The 15,392-nt window shown below is 61.0% G+C and carries 16 protein-coding genes; 5 read left to right on the top strand and 11 right to left on the bottom strand.

All coding sequences use genetic code 11. From position 1 onward, the window contains the following. Nucleotides 1-135 precede the first annotated feature (135 nt). The 3 genes from J8C01_RS05740 to hemW all read right to left on the bottom strand — a co-directional run bounded on the left by J8C01_RS05740 (nt 136) and on the right by hemW (nt 2,906). Nucleotides 136-1,008 carry a UbiA-like polyprenyltransferase gene (locus tag J8C01_RS05740; protein WP_211431291.1) on the bottom strand — a complete coding sequence of 291 codons (873 nt, stop codon included), beginning with the start codon at nt 1,006-1,008 and terminating at the stop codon, nt 136-138. 233 nt (nt 1,009-1,241) lie between these two features. Further along, nucleotides 1,242-1,583, bottom strand: coding sequence for a hypothetical protein (locus J8C01_RS05745; protein ID WP_148263958.1), 342 nt, complete (start codon nt 1,581-1,583; stop codon nt 1,242-1,244). A gap of 129 nt (nt 1,584-1,712) precedes the next feature. Next, on the bottom strand, nt 1,713-2,906 hold the full coding sequence (gene hemW / locus J8C01_RS05750) for a radical SAM family heme chaperone HemW (protein ID WP_211431292.1): 1,194 nt from the start codon (nt 2,904-2,906) through the stop codon (nt 1,713-1,715). A 127-nt stretch (nt 2,907-3,033) separates the two neighbouring features. On the opposite strand from hemW, the gene pyrE reads away from it, so the two are divergent. After that, nucleotides 3,034-3,621, top strand: coding sequence for an orotate phosphoribosyltransferase (gene pyrE / locus J8C01_RS05755; RefSeq protein WP_014099675.1), 588 nt, complete (start codon nt 3,034-3,036; stop codon nt 3,619-3,621). A 13-nt stretch (nt 3,622-3,634) separates the two neighbouring features. After that, nucleotides 3,635-5,020 carry a cytochrome P450 gene (locus J8C01_RS05760; RefSeq protein ID WP_014099676.1) on the top strand — a complete coding sequence of 462 codons (1,386 nt, stop codon included), beginning with the start codon at nt 3,635-3,637 and terminating at the stop codon, nt 5,018-5,020. Here the strand turns inward: J8C01_RS05760 and J8C01_RS05765 are convergent. The 6 genes from J8C01_RS05765 to J8C01_RS05790 all read right to left on the bottom strand — a co-directional run bounded on the left by J8C01_RS05765 (nt 4,995) and on the right by J8C01_RS05790 (nt 9,725). Beyond that, nucleotides 4,995-5,699 carry a SanA/YdcF family protein gene (locus J8C01_RS05765; RefSeq protein ID WP_014099677.1) on the bottom strand — a complete coding sequence of 235 codons (705 nt, stop codon included), beginning with the start codon at nt 5,697-5,699 and terminating at the stop codon, nt 4,995-4,997. The two genes, J8C01_RS05760 and J8C01_RS05765, sit on opposite strands and share 26 nt — an antisense overlap. Before the next feature lie 31 nt (nt 5,700-5,730). Further along, a complete protein-coding gene (locus J8C01_RS05770; protein WP_211431293.1) occupies nt 5,731-6,765 on the bottom strand; it encodes a hypothetical protein in 1,035 nt (344 codons plus the stop codon). 88 nt (nt 6,766-6,853) lie between these two features. Next, nucleotides 6,854-7,324 carry a transcription antitermination factor NusB gene (gene nusB / locus J8C01_RS05775; protein ID WP_049787469.1) on the bottom strand — a complete coding sequence of 157 codons (471 nt, stop codon included), beginning with the start codon at nt 7,322-7,324 and terminating at the stop codon, nt 6,854-6,856. A gap of 86 nt (nt 7,325-7,410) precedes the next feature. After that, entirely contained in the window at nt 7,411-7,899 is a 489-nt protein-coding gene (ribH, locus tag J8C01_RS05780) for a 6,7-dimethyl-8-ribityllumazine synthase (RefSeq protein WP_041569614.1), read from the bottom strand. A 167-nt stretch (nt 7,900-8,066) separates the two neighbouring features. Next, the gene (gene kdsA / locus J8C01_RS05785; RefSeq protein ID WP_211431294.1) at nt 8,067-8,882 is read right to left on the bottom strand and encodes a 3-deoxy-8-phosphooctulonate synthase; all 816 of its coding nucleotides are present in this window, start codon (nt 8,880-8,882) and stop codon (nt 8,067-8,069) included. Between the two features lie 27 nt (nt 8,883-8,909). After that, entirely contained in the window at nt 8,910-9,725 is an 816-nt protein-coding gene (locus tag J8C01_RS05790; RefSeq protein ID WP_211431295.1) for a 3'(2'),5'-bisphosphate nucleotidase CysQ family protein, read from the bottom strand. 388 nt (nt 9,726-10,113) lie between these two features. Between J8C01_RS05790 and J8C01_RS15555 the strand changes: the two genes are divergently transcribed. After that, the gene (locus tag J8C01_RS15555; protein ID WP_211431296.1) at nt 10,114-10,611 is read left to right on the top strand and encodes a prepilin-type N-terminal cleavage/methylation domain-containing protein; all 498 of its coding nucleotides are present in this window, start codon (nt 10,114-10,116) and stop codon (nt 10,609-10,611) included. Nucleotides 10,612-10,733: 122 nt separating this feature from the next. Here J8C01_RS15555 and glyA read toward each other — a convergent pair whose 3' ends face one another. Beyond that, nucleotides 10,734-11,987, bottom strand: coding sequence for a serine hydroxymethyltransferase (gene glyA, locus J8C01_RS05800; RefSeq protein ID WP_211431297.1), 1,254 nt, complete (start codon nt 11,985-11,987; stop codon nt 10,734-10,736). 41 nt (nt 11,988-12,028) lie between these two features. Beyond that, a complete protein-coding gene (rpiB, locus tag J8C01_RS05805) occupies nt 12,029-12,481 on the bottom strand; it encodes a ribose 5-phosphate isomerase B (protein ID WP_014099685.1) in 453 nt (150 codons plus the stop codon). Nucleotides 12,482-12,715: 234 nt separating this feature from the next. Between rpiB and J8C01_RS05810 the strand changes: the two genes are divergently transcribed. Beyond that, the gene (locus J8C01_RS05810) at nt 12,716-13,996 is read left to right on the top strand and encodes an RNA-binding domain-containing protein (RefSeq protein WP_014099686.1); all 1,281 of its coding nucleotides are present in this window, start codon (nt 12,716-12,718) and stop codon (nt 13,994-13,996) included. Between the two features lie 6 nt (nt 13,997-14,002). Then, on the top strand, nt 14,003-15,262 hold the full coding sequence (glp, locus tag J8C01_RS05815; protein ID WP_211431298.1) for a molybdopterin molybdotransferase MoeA: 1,260 nt from the start codon (nt 14,003-14,005) through the stop codon (nt 15,260-15,262). Nucleotides 15,263-15,392: the final 130 nt, after the last annotated feature.

Here is a 15,392-nt window from a genome sequence, read left to right on the forward strand (position 1 = left end):
GTACGCCGCACCGTGAGGGTACTGTGCCGTAGCGCACAGACGTCGGCCTAGCTTTGCCAATTACCGCCCACACGTCAACTGTTCACTGGCTTGTCAGCAGCCTTTTGTTGTTCTGCCGGAGAGGGTTCGTGGACTTCAGCGGCGGAGAAAAATCACGTCGGCACCCAGCGTGAGCAGGAGAATGACACTCACGAAAGCATTGGTCGTGAAAAAAGCGGCATCAAGGCGGGACAGATCGGTTGGGCTGACCAGGCGGTGCTGGTGAATCAGCAGGCCGCCGGTGGCCAGCACGCCAACGTAGGCCAGCCCACCCAGTCCGGTTACTGCCACCAGCAGGAGCAGCGCCACAAACATCGCGGCATGCAGTCCGCGGGCCACCAGCATGGCCCGGGCAATACCGAGCCATTTGGGAATGGAGTGCAATTCCGGGTGCTGGCGGTCGAAGTCATAATCCTGGCAGGCATAGAGAATATCAAAGCCGGCCGTCCACAGCAGAACGCACAGTGCCAGCAGAACAGCCTCGCCATCGAGCGTGCCACGGACCGCCACCCAGGCGCCGGCTGGGGCAATGGCCAGACACCAGCCGAGCACGATGTGGGAAAACGACGTCAACCGCTTGGTGTAGGAGTAAAACAGCACCGAACCCAGAGCGACCGGGGAAAGCCACAGCGCCAGTGGGTTGAGCATCGCCGCCGCGAGCAGAAAGAGCGCTGCTGAGAAGATAATGAAACCAAGGACGAAACGCCGGCTGACCAGTCCGGCGGGCAGCGCCCGCTGCGCCGTGCGGGGATTCTCCGCGTCGTATTTTTCATCCACCAGGCGGTTGAACGCCATGGCCGCACTGCGTGCCCCGACCATCGCCAGCGTAATCCACCCCATCTGATCGAGCCGTGGCAGGCCCCGCGCTGCCAGCAGCGCCCCCAGGAAGGCAAAAGGGAGCGCAAACAGCGTGTGCTCGATTTTGATCATTTCGCAGGTCGTCCTGACATTACGCAGCACCGTGGACATCGCACACGACACTCCCAAGGCTTATCCCCGACGACCCGCTATCCGGGGTCGTCAGAATCTCCGGGGTGCTAGTGTCTTCCTAGTCGGCACGAGGGAAGCCTGGCAAGCCCCAGTGCCGGAAAACAGGCACCGGAAAGGCAATGTCCAGCCGCCGGACAGGGCCTTCCGGGGGCGCTTCCTTTTGGTGGGCATTCGTTTGACCGCAGGCGGGAGACGGGCGCTGGCAAAACGTCCTAACGTTTCAGGACAATGCTGGCAATCCGGTCGGGGTCGCCCTTGATACCGGATTCGGGAATGAGATTGCCGTTGAAGTCACACTGGGGATCGAGCCAGAGCTGAAGGTTGTGTTGCCGGGCAAACTCCCGGACATTGCCGATGGCTTCGTAGCGCGTGACAAAAAATTCATCCGGGCTGGGGGGAATGTAGCGCGCCAGGAATGACACCCCGGCTTCTTCGCGCTCAAAAACCGGCAGGGCATTGTCAAAAACCTTACGGATATCAAGTTGCTCACCGGCAAGGGGGGCAATGCGCCCGTCTGCCGTACGGACACACAGGACGTTGACTCTCTGCGTCATGGCCAGGTCCTTCAAGGTTCAAAAAGTTCAAACAACGCGGGGACTGGCAAAGACAAAAACCACGTGGCAGGCAAGGTTTACCTGATTGGGCTGGAACCGTGTGGCACTACCGGGAATTTCATTCATCCATCATGAAAACGCCACAAAAACTTCGTTCGCGAGGAGCCGCCCACGGGGTGTCAGGCGGAGGCGCGCGTCTGTCACCGTCAGGAGTCCGGCCGCCTGAAGTTCCTGTATGACGGCGGCGTAATCGCGCCACAGGTCAACGCCATAGCCGGACTGTAGCCGGCCCGGATCAACACCTTCGTCCAGACGCAGCCCCAGCATCAGCGCCTCATGCCATCGCTCGTGTGGGGTACGCCGGGTGCGGGCCACGACGGCGTGGTGCCGGTCGTCAATGGCGGTGAAATAGTCTTCCAGGCGGTCAGTATTCCAGTAGCGTTCGCCGCCGTCGTAGCCATGAGCCCCAACGCCAAAGGCGGCGTAGGGCAGGTCCTGCCAGTATTTCAGGTTATGACGTGCGCGGTAGCCGGGGCGCGCGAAGTTTGAAATCTCATACGCCTCGAAACCAGCTTCACCCAGAAGTTCCAGGGTGAGGAGGTACATTTCGGCAGCAAGATCATCATCCGGCAGTGGCAGGCGGCCGGCCGCCAGTTGCCGGGCCAGGGTTGTCCCTTCCTTGACTTCGAGCAGGTAGAGCGACAGGTGCTCCGGTTCAAGTGCCAGGGCTTCCAGCAGGTTGGTGCGCCAGTCGGTGAGGGTTTGGCCGGGAAGCCCGGCGATGAGGTCAAGACTTAGGTTGTCAAATCCAGCCCGGCGGGCCATCTGGACGGCCCGTCTGGCTGCCTGGGCATCGTGGTCACGCCCGGCCAGTGCCAGATCGCGGTCAAAAAAGGACTGTACCCCCAGGCTCAGGCGGTTGATCCCAAGGTTGCGACAGGCTTCCAGTCGCTCTGGCTCAGCGTCACCGGGGTTGACTTCAAGGGTGATTTCCGTGTCGGGTGCAAAGTCGAACACCGACCGGGACGCCAGCAGAAGGCGCGCCAGTTGGGATGGTGTCATCCGGGACGGCGTTCCCCCGCCAAAGTACAGGGTGTCCGCCTGAAAGGTGGCAAATTCCAACGGCACGGCCGCACAGGTTTCGGGAAAATGTCGCAGTTCGGTTTCCAGCGCTGCAAGATAACGGGCCGCACCGTTGGCGTCATAGCTGCGGGTGACAAAGGCACAGTAGGTACACTTTGTGACACAGAAGGGGAAGTGGATGTACACCCCCAAGCGGGCCGATACGCCAGGTAGTACGGACGTTGGGAGCACGCTCGTCATAGACAGTGGGCAGGGCAAAGCATTAGGTTCACAAAGCTGGGCTGGCGTGACGTGGGCGTGGCATCGGAAGGATGTCCGTTGTCGGTCTGCCGGCGCAGTGAATTCTTCGCTCCGCATCATGATGGGTATGGCAACACCCGATGTGTACCGCTTGTTACAGGAAACCGGCGCCCTGTTGGAGGGTCACTTCCTGCTGAGTTCCGGGCTGCATAGTCCGCAGTATGTGCAGTGTGCGCGCCTGCTTCAGTTCCCGACGGTGGCCGGTCAGGTTGGAGCCGCTTTGGGGGCGCGCTTGGAGGCGCTTGGCGTGCGACCACAGGTGATTGTGGCGCCGGCCATTGGTGGCATCATCATCGCCCACGAGGTGGCGCGTGCCATGGATGTCCGGTGTGTGTTTACGGAGCGCGAACAAGGCGTGATGACGCTGCGGCGTGGTTTTACGCTGGACACCGGCGAGCGGGCCTGTGTGGTGGAGGATGTGGTGACAACCGGCGGCTCGACGCGGGAAACCATGGCCGTTGTCACCCGGTGTGGTGCGCAGGTGCTGGCCGTCGGTGCCATCATTGACCGCAGCGGCGGACAATCTGATTTTGGGCTGCCCTTTGCCGCATTGATCAAGCTGACGATACCAACGTACGCTCCCCCGGACTGCCCGCTCTGCCAGGCGGACGTGCCCCTGGTCAAGCCTGGAAGCCGGACATTCATCTCCGGCTGAGGAGGTCGCCGCTATGGAAGCCATCATGTCAACGTCAACCGGGAAGCGCCTGGCGCCGATGCCCAAAGACCAACACTGGCTGTTCGGCAGTTTCCTTCCGGTGCGCAACGACCTGCTGAACTTTTACACCCGCGTGTTTCGTGAACTGGGCGACATCATCCGCTTTCGTGGATTGCCCGGCCTGTACTGGCATCTCGTTCTGCATCCGGCCTATGTCGAGCACGTGCTGGTGCGTAACCAGCACAACTACCGCAAGGGAAAAGTCTTTGACGGACCCATCGGACTCATCACGGGGAATGGTCTGCTGACAAGTGACGGCGACTTCTGGCGGCGGCAGCGCAAGCTCATGCAGCCCTCGTTTCACCGGCAGGCGCTGAGCCGCTTTGCGGCCACGATGGTGGCAGAAACAGAAGCGTATTTTGAGTTGTGGGACAACCGGGCGCGCCAGTCAGAAGCTTTCGATGTGGCCCAGGACATGGCACTGCTGACGCTGAACATTGCCGGGCTGACGCTTTTTTCAACACCGGTAGGCGAAAAGGCCGACGCTTTTGGGCAAAACCTGCGGGTGGCCTTTGATTTCGTCGGTTTCAGGATGCGTCCGACCTTACCCGTTCCGCTGTGGGTGCCAACTCCGTCCAATCTGCGTTTCAAAGCCGCCCGGCGGCGGCTGGATGCTGTTGTGTACCAAATCATCGAGCGGCGGCGAAAAACGCTCAATCCAGCGCCGGACCTGCTCTCGATGCTGATGGCGGCGCGGGATGAGGAAACAGGCGAAGCCATGAGCGACACCCAGCTTCGGGATGAAGTCATCACCCTGCTGCTGGCCGGGCATGAAACGACCGCCATTACCCTGACCTGGGCCCTGTACGTCCTGACCCGGGAGCCGGCTGTGGAGGCGCGGTTGTACGAAGAAGTCGTGTCGGTGCTGCGTGGGGCCTCGCCAACCGTGGAAGACCTCCGGCGTTTGCCTTACACCCGCATGGTCATCGAGGAAACCATGCGGCTGTACCCTCCTGCCTGGGGCCTGCCACGGGAGGCGATTCACGAAGACGAAATCGGTGGCTACTACATTCCGGGACAAAGTCTCGTGGCGCTCAACCAGTTTTTGACGCACCGCCACCCCGATTTCTGGGAAGACCCTGAACGTTTCGACCCGGAACGCTTCACACCGGAGCGGTCATCCGGTCGTCCGGCCTTTGCCTACTTTCCGTTTGGCGGCGGTCAGCGCGTGTGCATCGGCAGCCAGTTTGCCCTGATGGAAGCCACACTGGTTCTGGCCATGATCGTGCAGCGTTACCGGATCAGGCTCGTGCCGGGACACCCGATTGAGTTCGATACGATGTTTACGCTGCGGCCGAAATACGGCGTGCGGGTCACTTTTGAACGGCGGGGGAAATAGGCGGAGCGTCGGTGTCCGTGGCAACCGGCGCGTCCACGGGCAGGGTAATGGGCTGCCCGCGAAAGCGGGGTTGGGTGCCCAGAACATAGACATCCAGAACCGCCTTACAGCGCGCGCCATATTCGCGCAGGCGCGTCCGTACCGAAACTGACCAGGGCAGGTCGGGAGCGCCATAGGCAATGGCCTGGATGCCAAACCGGTCGCAGAGAAACAGCGCCCGATAGACGTGAAACTTGTCGGAAATGATGGTGAAGTGGTGCTGTCCGAAAATGTCGCGGGCGCGAACGACCGAGTCAAGCGTACGGCGGCCGGCATAATCGGCCGTCATGGCCGCGTCAGGAACCCCCAGGCTGCGCAGCGACTTCCGCATTTCAGTTGGTTCGTCATAAGCCGGTGTCTGATTCGAGCCGCTGAGGATCAGATGTCTGATCTTACCGGTGTGGTACAGCTCGGCCGCCGCCTGCATGCGATTCTGAAAATACGGGTTAAGTCCGCCGGTCGGCAGGTATTTGGCTGTTCCCAGGACAAGCCCGACGGCATTGGCCGGGATGTCGGTGGGGCGCTCGAAAACACGTCTCTGGGTTGAAGAGACCACCCAGGTGTTGGCGAGAACGACAAAAAGCGGCGGCAGTGTCAACCCCAGGAGGGTTATCCACTGCCACCGCTTCAGGCAAAGCATAGGCGTTGGGCGTGATGGAACCGGGCGGCCTTCAGGCGGTGACAAGGGTGCGCTGGAGGCATTGCTGGCGCAGCTCAACCCGGTAGTCATAGAGCACCTTGTGGACCTGCCGGGGTGTCACCCCACCCACCTTTTCGGCAATAGTCGTGTGCAGGGCGCGCTCCGGCGGCAGGTCCTTGCTCAAGTAATCCAGATACTCGGCGATGATGGCGGCCCGCTGATCCGCAGTCGTTTCCGGCAGGTCCGGTGGAAACTTGCTGTTGTCATAGAGGACATCAATCCACCGCAGAACCTGGTACGGCGTGACAAAGCCCAGGTCTTTGGCGATGGCTTCGGGCAGTTCCTCATAAGGCTCCTGACCTTCGGTCAAGTAGCGGTAGAAGGCCTTTTCAATGAGGAAAAGCTGCTGGCGGGTTGGTTTGGGGGTTGGGGACTGGGCGTATTGTGACTGCGCCCACTGCCGGATCACCAGAACAACCGCATCCAGACTGACGCCAAGCTGCTGAGCGATGAAGCGCCGCCGGCCGCCGGGTGGACGCTCGCCAGTTTCGATGAAGTGGCGGTACATCGCAATGGCCTGCTCCCGTTGCTCCGGTGTCAGATCAATGGTGGCCATTTCGAGCGCCGTCCGAAGTTCCTGGATAACCTGGGAGACAATGGCACGGCTGACCCACAACTGCTGGGAAATGGCCGTGTGAATGCGGCGCAGGTGAGGTTCAATGTGTTTGGCATCAAGCGGGATGGCGCTGCCCGGAACCGTCCGCATGTGTTGGAAAGCAGAAGCAATACGCGCGCGCACTTCGGGAGTCAGGGTCCGAATCTGCGGCTGGCGTTGCCGCGCCACCCCTTTTTGCCGTTTACCACTGGGCAGGCCGACAGGCGGGCGGTTGCCCATGACGACCTTGGCCAGCTTTGGCGTGGATGGCGTCGGCGGTGCCATGTGCCCGGTGGCATCCTGCACGGTACGCCGGGGTTGGTGTTTGGCACAAAACCGTGCCTTGCGATCGGTGGAAAAAAACGTCGCACCACATTGGTCGCAGGAGCGGCGAAATTTCATCCCTGTCATGGTTTGCGACCTCGTTTGAGCGCCTCCATCAGATGCGCCGAAATACAAAGTGAACCTTTGGGAAAGGTATGCCACAGCGCAACTGAAATCAACGCAGAGCCGTCGGTGGCGACGCTGGCAGGGGCGGCGGCGAACCCGTTTCGTCGAGTTCGCGCTTGATGGCATCCAGAATGCCGTTGATAAACTGGGTGGCTTCCAGGGTGCTGAAGCGGCGCGCAATTTCGAGGGCCTCGTTGATGACGACGGCCCGTGGCGTGTCGGGTTCGTGAAGGAACTCGTAAACTGCCATGCGCAGGATGTTGCGGTCCACGGCGGCCATGCGCGAAATGCGCCAGCGCTCGGCATGGCGGCTGATGATAAGGTCAATGTCGGCCAGGTGGGCGATAACTCCGGCTACGATACGGTTGGCAAAGGCCGGGACTTTCTCCCGGTGTTCCTCTTTGAGTTCGGTCAACTCGTTCCAGTAGCTCTCAAAGAGGTCCTCCAGGGAGGGCTGGCTCAGATCGTACTGGAAAAGCATTTGCAGCGCGCACTCGCGCGCACGGCGACGGGAACCCATAGCGTTTCAGGGAGTTGTGGTCGGGAACAATGCCAGACCGGAGTTAGTCGAACCAGCTTGCCGGTTTCACAAAAGGATTGAGGATGTCACGAACGCCCGGTTGCCGGGCGAGACTCAATCGCCCGGTAGAGATTGGCGAGTTCAATGGCGGCCAACACGGCTTCAACCCCTTTGTTACCGGCTTTCATACCGGCCCGGTCAATTGCCTGTTCAAGGTTTTCAGCCGTGATAACGCCATAAGTCACCGGAACGCCGGTTTCCAGCGATACGGCTGCAATACCTTTTGTCACCTCGGCGGCGATGTAGTCAAAGTGCGGTGTCTCGCCGCGCACCAGGGCGCCAAGACAGACAATGGCTTCCCAGGCAGCGGTCAGGGCCAGTTTTTTGGCGGTCAGGGGGATTTCAAATGAGCCGGGGACGCGCACCACGGCACAGTCATCAAGCCGTCCGCCGAGCCGCTCAAAGGTATCCAGCGCACCTGAAAGCAGCCGGTTGACCACAAAATCATTCCAGCGACTGACGACAAACGCCACCCGTAGCCCGTCAGCAACAAGTTTTCCCTGAATTTCGCGCACGGCCTTCGGCACCTGACTCCGGTCGAAAAGGCTACACCCGTCGTTCGGTTTTGACCCTGTTGGACGGGCGTTCAAGCCGACGTGGTGTATCATGGCCGGCTGTTGTGTGCAACCAGCGCGGTCGGCTGGGCCTGTCATGCGATGGATTCTGTGTCGGGCGGGGCGCTTCAGGTTTGACGACACACCCGGTCAATAGCGACCAGTTGCCGGAGCAGCCCGGCAAGTTGGTCGAGTGGAAGGGCATTCGGCCCGTCACTCAGGGCGCGGGCAGGATCGTCGTGGACTTCCATAAAAAGTCCATCCACGCCGCAGGCCACACCGGCGCGGGCCAGAGGCGGGATGAAGATGGCGTCACCGTCTGAGGCTGTGCCACGTCCGCCGGGGCGTTGCAGGCTGTGGGTGACATCGAAGATGACCGGGCAGCCGAACTCGCGCATGATTGGGAAGCTGCGCATATCCACCACCAGGTTGTTGTAGCCAAACGAGGCTCCGCGCTCTGTCAGCCAGATGTCCGAGGCGTTGGCTGCGCGCAGTTTCTCGACAACGTGGCGCATGTCCCAGGGAGCCAGAAACTGTCCTTTCTTGACGTTGACCGTGCGTTTGGTTGCCGCCGCCGCCAGGAGCAGATCGGTCTGGCGGCACAGAAAGGCCGGAATCTGAAGCACGTCAGCGACTTCCGCGACGGTTGCCGCGTGGTGTGTTTCATGGATGTCCGTCAGGATGGGCACACCGTGGGTTTCCTTGACCCGTTGCAGAATCCGCAAGCCTTCTTCCATACCGGGTCCACGGAAAGAGGTGTGGGAGGTACGGTTGGCTTTGTCGTATGACGCCTTGAACACGTAGGGAATGCCCATCTGCCGGGCAATCCGGGAAATGGCTTCGGCCATGCGCAGGGCATGGGCTTCGCTTTCAATGACACAGGGGCCGGCAATGAGGAAAAACCCCTGGGCTTGTTGGGCGCGTGAAAAAAGCGGTGTGGACATTGGGAGTGACCTTGGGAGTTGGGGACCCTACGCCAGAGGAAACAAATCACGGACTTGGGCAACGATGGCCGCGTGCTGGAGACCGTTGCTGGCAATCAATCCGGCCCGATGATGCAGGTCCGGCTGGCGGTAGTCGAGTGGCCGGCCCTGAAAATCCGTCAGTACACCGCCGGCTGCCCGCAGGATGGCTTCCGGCCCGGCAGTATCCCAGAGCTTGGAGCGGGTCGAGGCGCTGATAAACAGGTCGGCGCGTTGTTCGACGAGCAGCCCGATTTTGAGTCCGCCGCTGCCGGAGATGATTTCTTTCTGGATGCCTAGCCGCTGCGCGGCCGCCGTGAGGTAGCGGTTGCGGTGCGACCGGCTGGCCGCCAGGGTCATGTCGGGGATATGGTTGACGGACGAAACCCGCAACGGCCGACAGGTGTTTCCCTGGGTGAGCCAGGCACCGTGGCGGTTGGCATACCAGGTTTTGCCGGTTGTGGGCTGGTGGACAACTCCCATGACGGGACAGCCTTCCACACACAGACCGATCATGACAGAGAATTCGCCATTGCCGGCGATGAATTCCCGTGTGCCGTCAATCGGATCGATAAACCAGACCCGGTGCGCCAAAGCACGCCGCCGGGCATCGTCGTCCTCCGCTTCTTCAGAAATGATGAGGTCGTCCGGGAAGCGGCGCTGGAGTTCTGTTACCAGAAATGTGTTGATGGCGCGATCCATGTCCGTTACCGGTTCTCCATCAGGTTTGTAGCTGACCGGGCAGCCGGGTTGGAAGTCGGAGAGGATGCGCTGCCCGGCTTCTGTGACCAACTGGCAGGCAAAGCTGGTTTCGGAATCAAGCATGACAACGGGCAGAGGTGTTTCAGGAGTGGAATGGTCAGCAGGTGACGGAATCTGTCATGGGAATGTGACACGAAGTGTCATATTAGACGTCTTATTCGCACGGTGTCAGGTATGGAATCGTCACAATTGGTAACGGATATGTGTCGTTGCCGTAAAAACGAAAGCTGTGGCATGGAAAATGCGACGAAAAGGTATCAGACGGGGGGATAGAGGGAAGCCGGAGAAGGTCGGGAGACTGTGGCACAGGATTTGCTCCATTTGAAGTAACGAAAGCGCAAGCTTTAGGCATTGTTTGCAGTGTTATCAAGCTGCAAAGTTTTCAGGCCTTGTGGATACAAGGCAACCACTTTCGGCCACTGGCCTTTCACCACCAAGGAGACCTACCACTATGAACCTCAAGAAGCAAAAGGGTTTTTCACTGATTGAGCTGCTTATCGTCGTGGCCATTATTGGCATCATCGCGGCGATTGCAGTTCCGAACCTCATGGCTGCCCGCCGGAGCGCCAACGATGCTTCGGCGCAGCAGACGCTCCGCAACATCAACTCTGCCAACGCCACGTATGAATCTGGTGTCGGCCGTGGTAACTTTGCCAACACACTCGCCGCTCTGGGTGGTACCGGCACGCTCGACTTCGGCATGATCGATACTACCGTCGTCAATGCCACAGAGACGCCCAAGAGTGGCTTCATACTGCAGTCGTATGGTGCGACGCAGAAGAGTTCCACTACCGCTTCGACGTACTCAGTGCGGAACCATCCGTCACAGGAGAGCGGCATTGCACGCACGGGCAACCGGTCTTTCTTCATCAACGAAACCGGTGTGATCCGCACGTCAAATGCCCCGAACGTGCAAGCAGGCTCTACCTCCGATCCCATTGGCAACTAGTTTCGTTACCCATTTCCAAGTGCGAACGGGGGCGTCAAGCTTTGACGCCCCCGTTTTTGTTGTGGCTGTTTTCCCAAAAGCAGCGACCACCAACGCGCCCCCGGCCCCAGTGGCAGGGACGGCTACCGCGCGTAAAGTGGAAAATCGCGGGTCAGTTCCCGCACCTTCTGCCGGACCACTGCCTGCCTTGCCGTGTTGTCAATATCGGAGAGTACCTCAACAATAAGCGCACCGACGTAGCGCAGGTCCTGTTCGCGCATCCCGCGGGTCGTCAGCGCCGGTGTGCCGAGGCGAATCCCACTGCCTACCAGCGGAGGGTTGGTGTCGAAGGGAATGGTGTTTTTGTTGACCGTGATCCCGGCCCGTTCGAGTGCCTGCTCAGCGGCCTTGCCGGTGATGCCCTTCGTGAAAACATCCACGAGGATGAGGTGATTGTCCGTACCGCCGGTGACGAGGCGAAAACCGGCGCCGGCAAGAACTTCACCCAGGGCGACGGCATTTTTCCGAACCTGCCGCTGGTACTCCACAAAGGACGGTTCGAGGGCCTCTTTGAAGCACACAGCCTTGGCCGCAATGATGTGCATCAGCGGGCCGCCCTGTACGCCGGGAAACACTGCCCGATCAATGAGTTTGGCATCTTCCGCCCGGCAGGCAATAAGTCCACCCCGTGGTCCGCGTAGGGTTTTGTGGGTCGTTGTGGTGACAAAGTCCACGTATCCTACTGGGGAGGGATGTTCACCGGTCACGACAAGTCCAGCAATGTGCGCCATGTCGGCCAGCACCCGGGCACCAACCGAACGTCCGATTTCTCCGATGCGGGCAAAGTCAATCTGGCGCGGATAGGCGCTGGCACCGCAGATGATGAGCTTGGGGCGGTGTTTTTCAGCCAGTTGGGCGAGGGCGTCGTAATCCAGCCGCTCGGTTTCACGGTTCACTCCGTAGGTGACGACGTTGAAGTACATCCCGGAGATGTTGAGCGGATGCCCATGGGTGAGGTGTCCGCCGTGTGCCAAATCCATGCCCAGAATGGTGTCACCCGGTTTGAGAACCGCCAGAAACACCGCCAGGTTGGCCTGTGCTCCAGAGTGGGGCTGAACATTGACATGCTCGGCACCCAGAAGCTGCTTGGCCCGCTCGATGGCCAGACGTTCGGCGACATCCACAAATTCACAGCCGCCGTAGTACCGCCGCCCCGGATAGCCCTCGGCATACTTGTTGGTCATGACCGAGCCGGCGGCTTCCATCACCGCACGGCTGGCATAGTTTTCCGAGGCAATCATTTCCAGCCCGTCTGACAGGCGGTTGGTCTCATCTGCAATGGCTTGGGCGATTTCAGGATCGGTTTCAAACAGGGAACGGTTGAGGTTCAGGGACATGGCAGGTCTTTCCAGAAAATGAAGTCGTCAGGGGGGAGAAGTCAGCGGGAGGCGGCCGCTTCGAGCGCCGCGATTTTTTCAATCCGGCGGGCATGGCGGCCGCCGGCGAAATCCGTTTTGAGAAAGGTCTCGATGACCGCCGGGAGCAGGTCAGGACTGGTATTGCGCACACCCATGGCCAGCACGTTGGCATCATTGTGCTCCCGGGCCAGGCGGGCCGTCTCGACATCGTGGACGACCGCCGCCCGGATGCCGGGAATTTTGTTGGCAGCTATGCCGATGCCAATGCCGGTGCCGCAGAAAAGCAGCCCCACATCGGCTTGCCGTCGGGCAACAGCTTCGCCGACGGCGCGCGCATAGTCCGGGTAATCCACTGATTCCGTATCAGTGTCAGTGCCAAAATCCTCGTAGGGGATGCCCAGCCGTTCCAGCACCCGTTTTGCGGCTTCTTTGCCGGGAAAGCCGGCATGGTCACTGCCAAGGGCAACTTTCATTGGAAAAACTCCGCTAACGTCCGGCTGGGTGATACCTGCCGTAAGGTTCTGCCGCTGGGCGAGGCGTGAAGTGTACGTTGACGTACGTGCCAGAGTGTAGCATGCCTACCTTTTCAGCGGGAATTATTTTACCCTGAAGGCGCGCCTGTCCTACTGTCTGCGTGATGCACACAGGGACCGTCGCGCCGTTTCTTCCTGAAGGCCAGTCTCATTCTGCCACGGGACACTTGTCACATGAGTCGCAAAAAAATCCGGCGTCGTGGGTGGCCGCCAGAAACCGAGCGGTCGCTGCACGCCCACATGACGATGCGTGATAATGGGCGTACCCTTGACCGGCGTGAGGTGCTTGACCTGGTACGCGGCGGGGAGGACAGCGAAGTTGAGTTCAAGGTTCGCTACAGCAACCCGGAGCGAATTGCCGCCGAAATTCTGGCCCTGGCCAACAGTGGCGGCGGCGCAATTCTCTTTGGTGTAAGCGATACCTGCCGCATCGAGGGGCTTGACGACGCCGAGCGCGTTGAAGCCGAGTTGCGCGAACTGTGTGCAACGGCCATGGTGCCGCCGGTTCACCCCTACATCAACAAGGTCGCCTTCGACAGCGGCAAGCGCATCCTGGTGCTGGAAGTGGATGACCGCCGTTCACCCCATGCCACCCTTGACGGCCGGTATTACATCCGTATCGGCTCGACCAAACGCGAAGCAGACAGTCAGGAAATTGCCGAACTGTTCCATCGCTACGACAGCGCCCGCTATGAACAGGTGCCTCTGCACGACGTGTCTTTCGATGACATTGACGAAGCTGGTGTGTGGGGCTACATCCGCGCCATCGTGCCGGATGAGTCCCGGTTGCCCAAGGGCTTCCCGACGGCGCTGGCGATGACCGACATGCGGCTGGCGGTCATGACGGCGGATGACTATGCTCCCACCGTGGCCGGACTCGTCCTGTTCGGGCAAAGTCGCGCCATGACGGCGTCGTTCCCGCGCAGCCACGTCGTCCTGACACGCTTTGCCGGCCACGATGTCACAGCGCCAGTCATCGAGCAGGTGACGTTCACCGGCAATGTGGCCAGTCTCTACTGGCGCATCGAAGGCTTTTTGACGCGCTATGCTGATTTGGCCGACGTACCGCCACCCCGGCGGGGAAATGAGGCTGACGCCGAGGCGCGGTCCATCTACTCACGCCCGGCGGTCATGGAAGCCATCACCAACGCGCTGGTGCACCGGGATTATGGCGTACGCCAGGAAGGTGTGCGCGTCATGCTCTATGAACGCCGGCTGGAAATCGTCAACCCGGCCGTAGGCAAGCGCATCTGGCGCGGGGCCATTGACTATGGCGTCAGTCATCCCAACAACCCGACGATCAAAAGCTTCTTCAAAAATGCGGCCTACGGCGTGACGACCTACACCGGCGGCTTGCCTATGGTGCGCCGCGAAACCCTGCGTTTTGCCCGCCGGGAGCCGAAAATCACCGTGCTGCCCCACGAGTTTCGGATCGAGCTGCCGGCCGCGAACTGAAAAACCATGGAACTCAATGACCAACCCCTTGCCGTCCATGAGGCCCAAGCTCTGTCACTGGCGTGGATTGCACCCGTCGGTGTCGAACGTGTGTCGTTGTTTGAGGCCGTTGGGCGGATTCTGGCGGAAACTGTCCACGCACCCCACGATCTGCCGCCCTTTGACAACAGCGCCATGGATGGCTATGCCGTCGTTGCTGCCGACACGGCCGGAGCAAGCGAAGCTTCGCCCGTGCGTCTGGAAGTCAGCGAGCAGGTCACAGCCGGCCAGCTTCCGCAGCAAGCCATGTCCTCCGGCCAGGCCGTACGCATCATGACCGGCGCGCCCCTGCCGGAAGGCGCGTCCGGCGTGGTCATTCAGGAGCAGGTTCGCCGTGAAGGAAGTACCATCTGGCTGACCCGACCGGTCAAGGAGGGCGACCACATCCGGCGACGCGGCGAGGACATTCGTGCCGGGCAGGCGGTGATGTCCGCCGGCGAGTGTCTCACGGCGGCGCACATCGGTGTCCTAGCGGCGTTTCACCGGGCGTTTGTCACCGTCCGGCGGCGGCCGGTCGTGGCCATTGTGGCCACCGGCGATGAACTCATCGAGGTGGATGAACCGCCAGCGACTGGAAAAATCGTCAACAGCAATGCTTACGCCCTGGCGGCGCTGGTACGTGCGGCCGGCGCGCAGCCGCTCGTCCTGCCGCTCGTGCGCGACAACGTGGCGCAGGTCGAAGCCGCCTTTGCTGAAGCTGCTGCCACGGCGGATGTGGTGGTGTCGTCCGGCGGCGTGTCAGTCGGGGAGCATGATCTGGTCAAACCGGCGCTCGAAAGGCTGGGGCTGGAAGCCCGTTTCTGGCGCGTATGGATGAAGCCGGGCAAGCCGCTGCTGTTCGGTCGCCTGCGGGGGCGTCCCTGCTTTGGGCTGCCGGGCAATCCGGTATCGGGCATGGTCTGTTTTCACCTGTTTGTACGTCCGGCGCTGGGCAAAATGCTGGGCCTGCCCGAAACCCGCTGGCGGCTTCCCGAAGTGAGCGCCCGGCTGGCGCACGAGGTCAGGACGAAGGGCGACCGCCCAACCTATCTGCGGGCGCGTCTGGTGTGGACTGAAACGGGCTGGCAGGCCGAAGTGCTGCCGGGGCAGGGATCGGGGATGCTGACCTCGATGCTGGGGGCACAGGGGCTGGTGTTCTTTCCCGAAGGCAAGCGCGTCGGGCAGGCCGGAGAAGTGGTTCCAGTGCTTTGCCTGACTTCGCTGGTCGGTGACTGGCCGGGCCTCTGAACCTCACCTGCCGGCCTGTGTCAGGCCAGCACGTGTCAGGCCGGCACGTGTCAGGCCGGCACGTGTCAGGCCGGCACGTGCCCGGGGCGCCGGCGAACCACAAAAAATTACTTGCAAGGCCTCGCCTTGT

Source organism: Chloracidobacterium sp. D (genome assembly GCF_018304685.1).
Classification (GTDB): Bacteria; Acidobacteriota; Blastocatellia; order Chloracidobacteriales; family Chloracidobacteriaceae; genus Chloracidobacterium; species Chloracidobacterium thermophilum.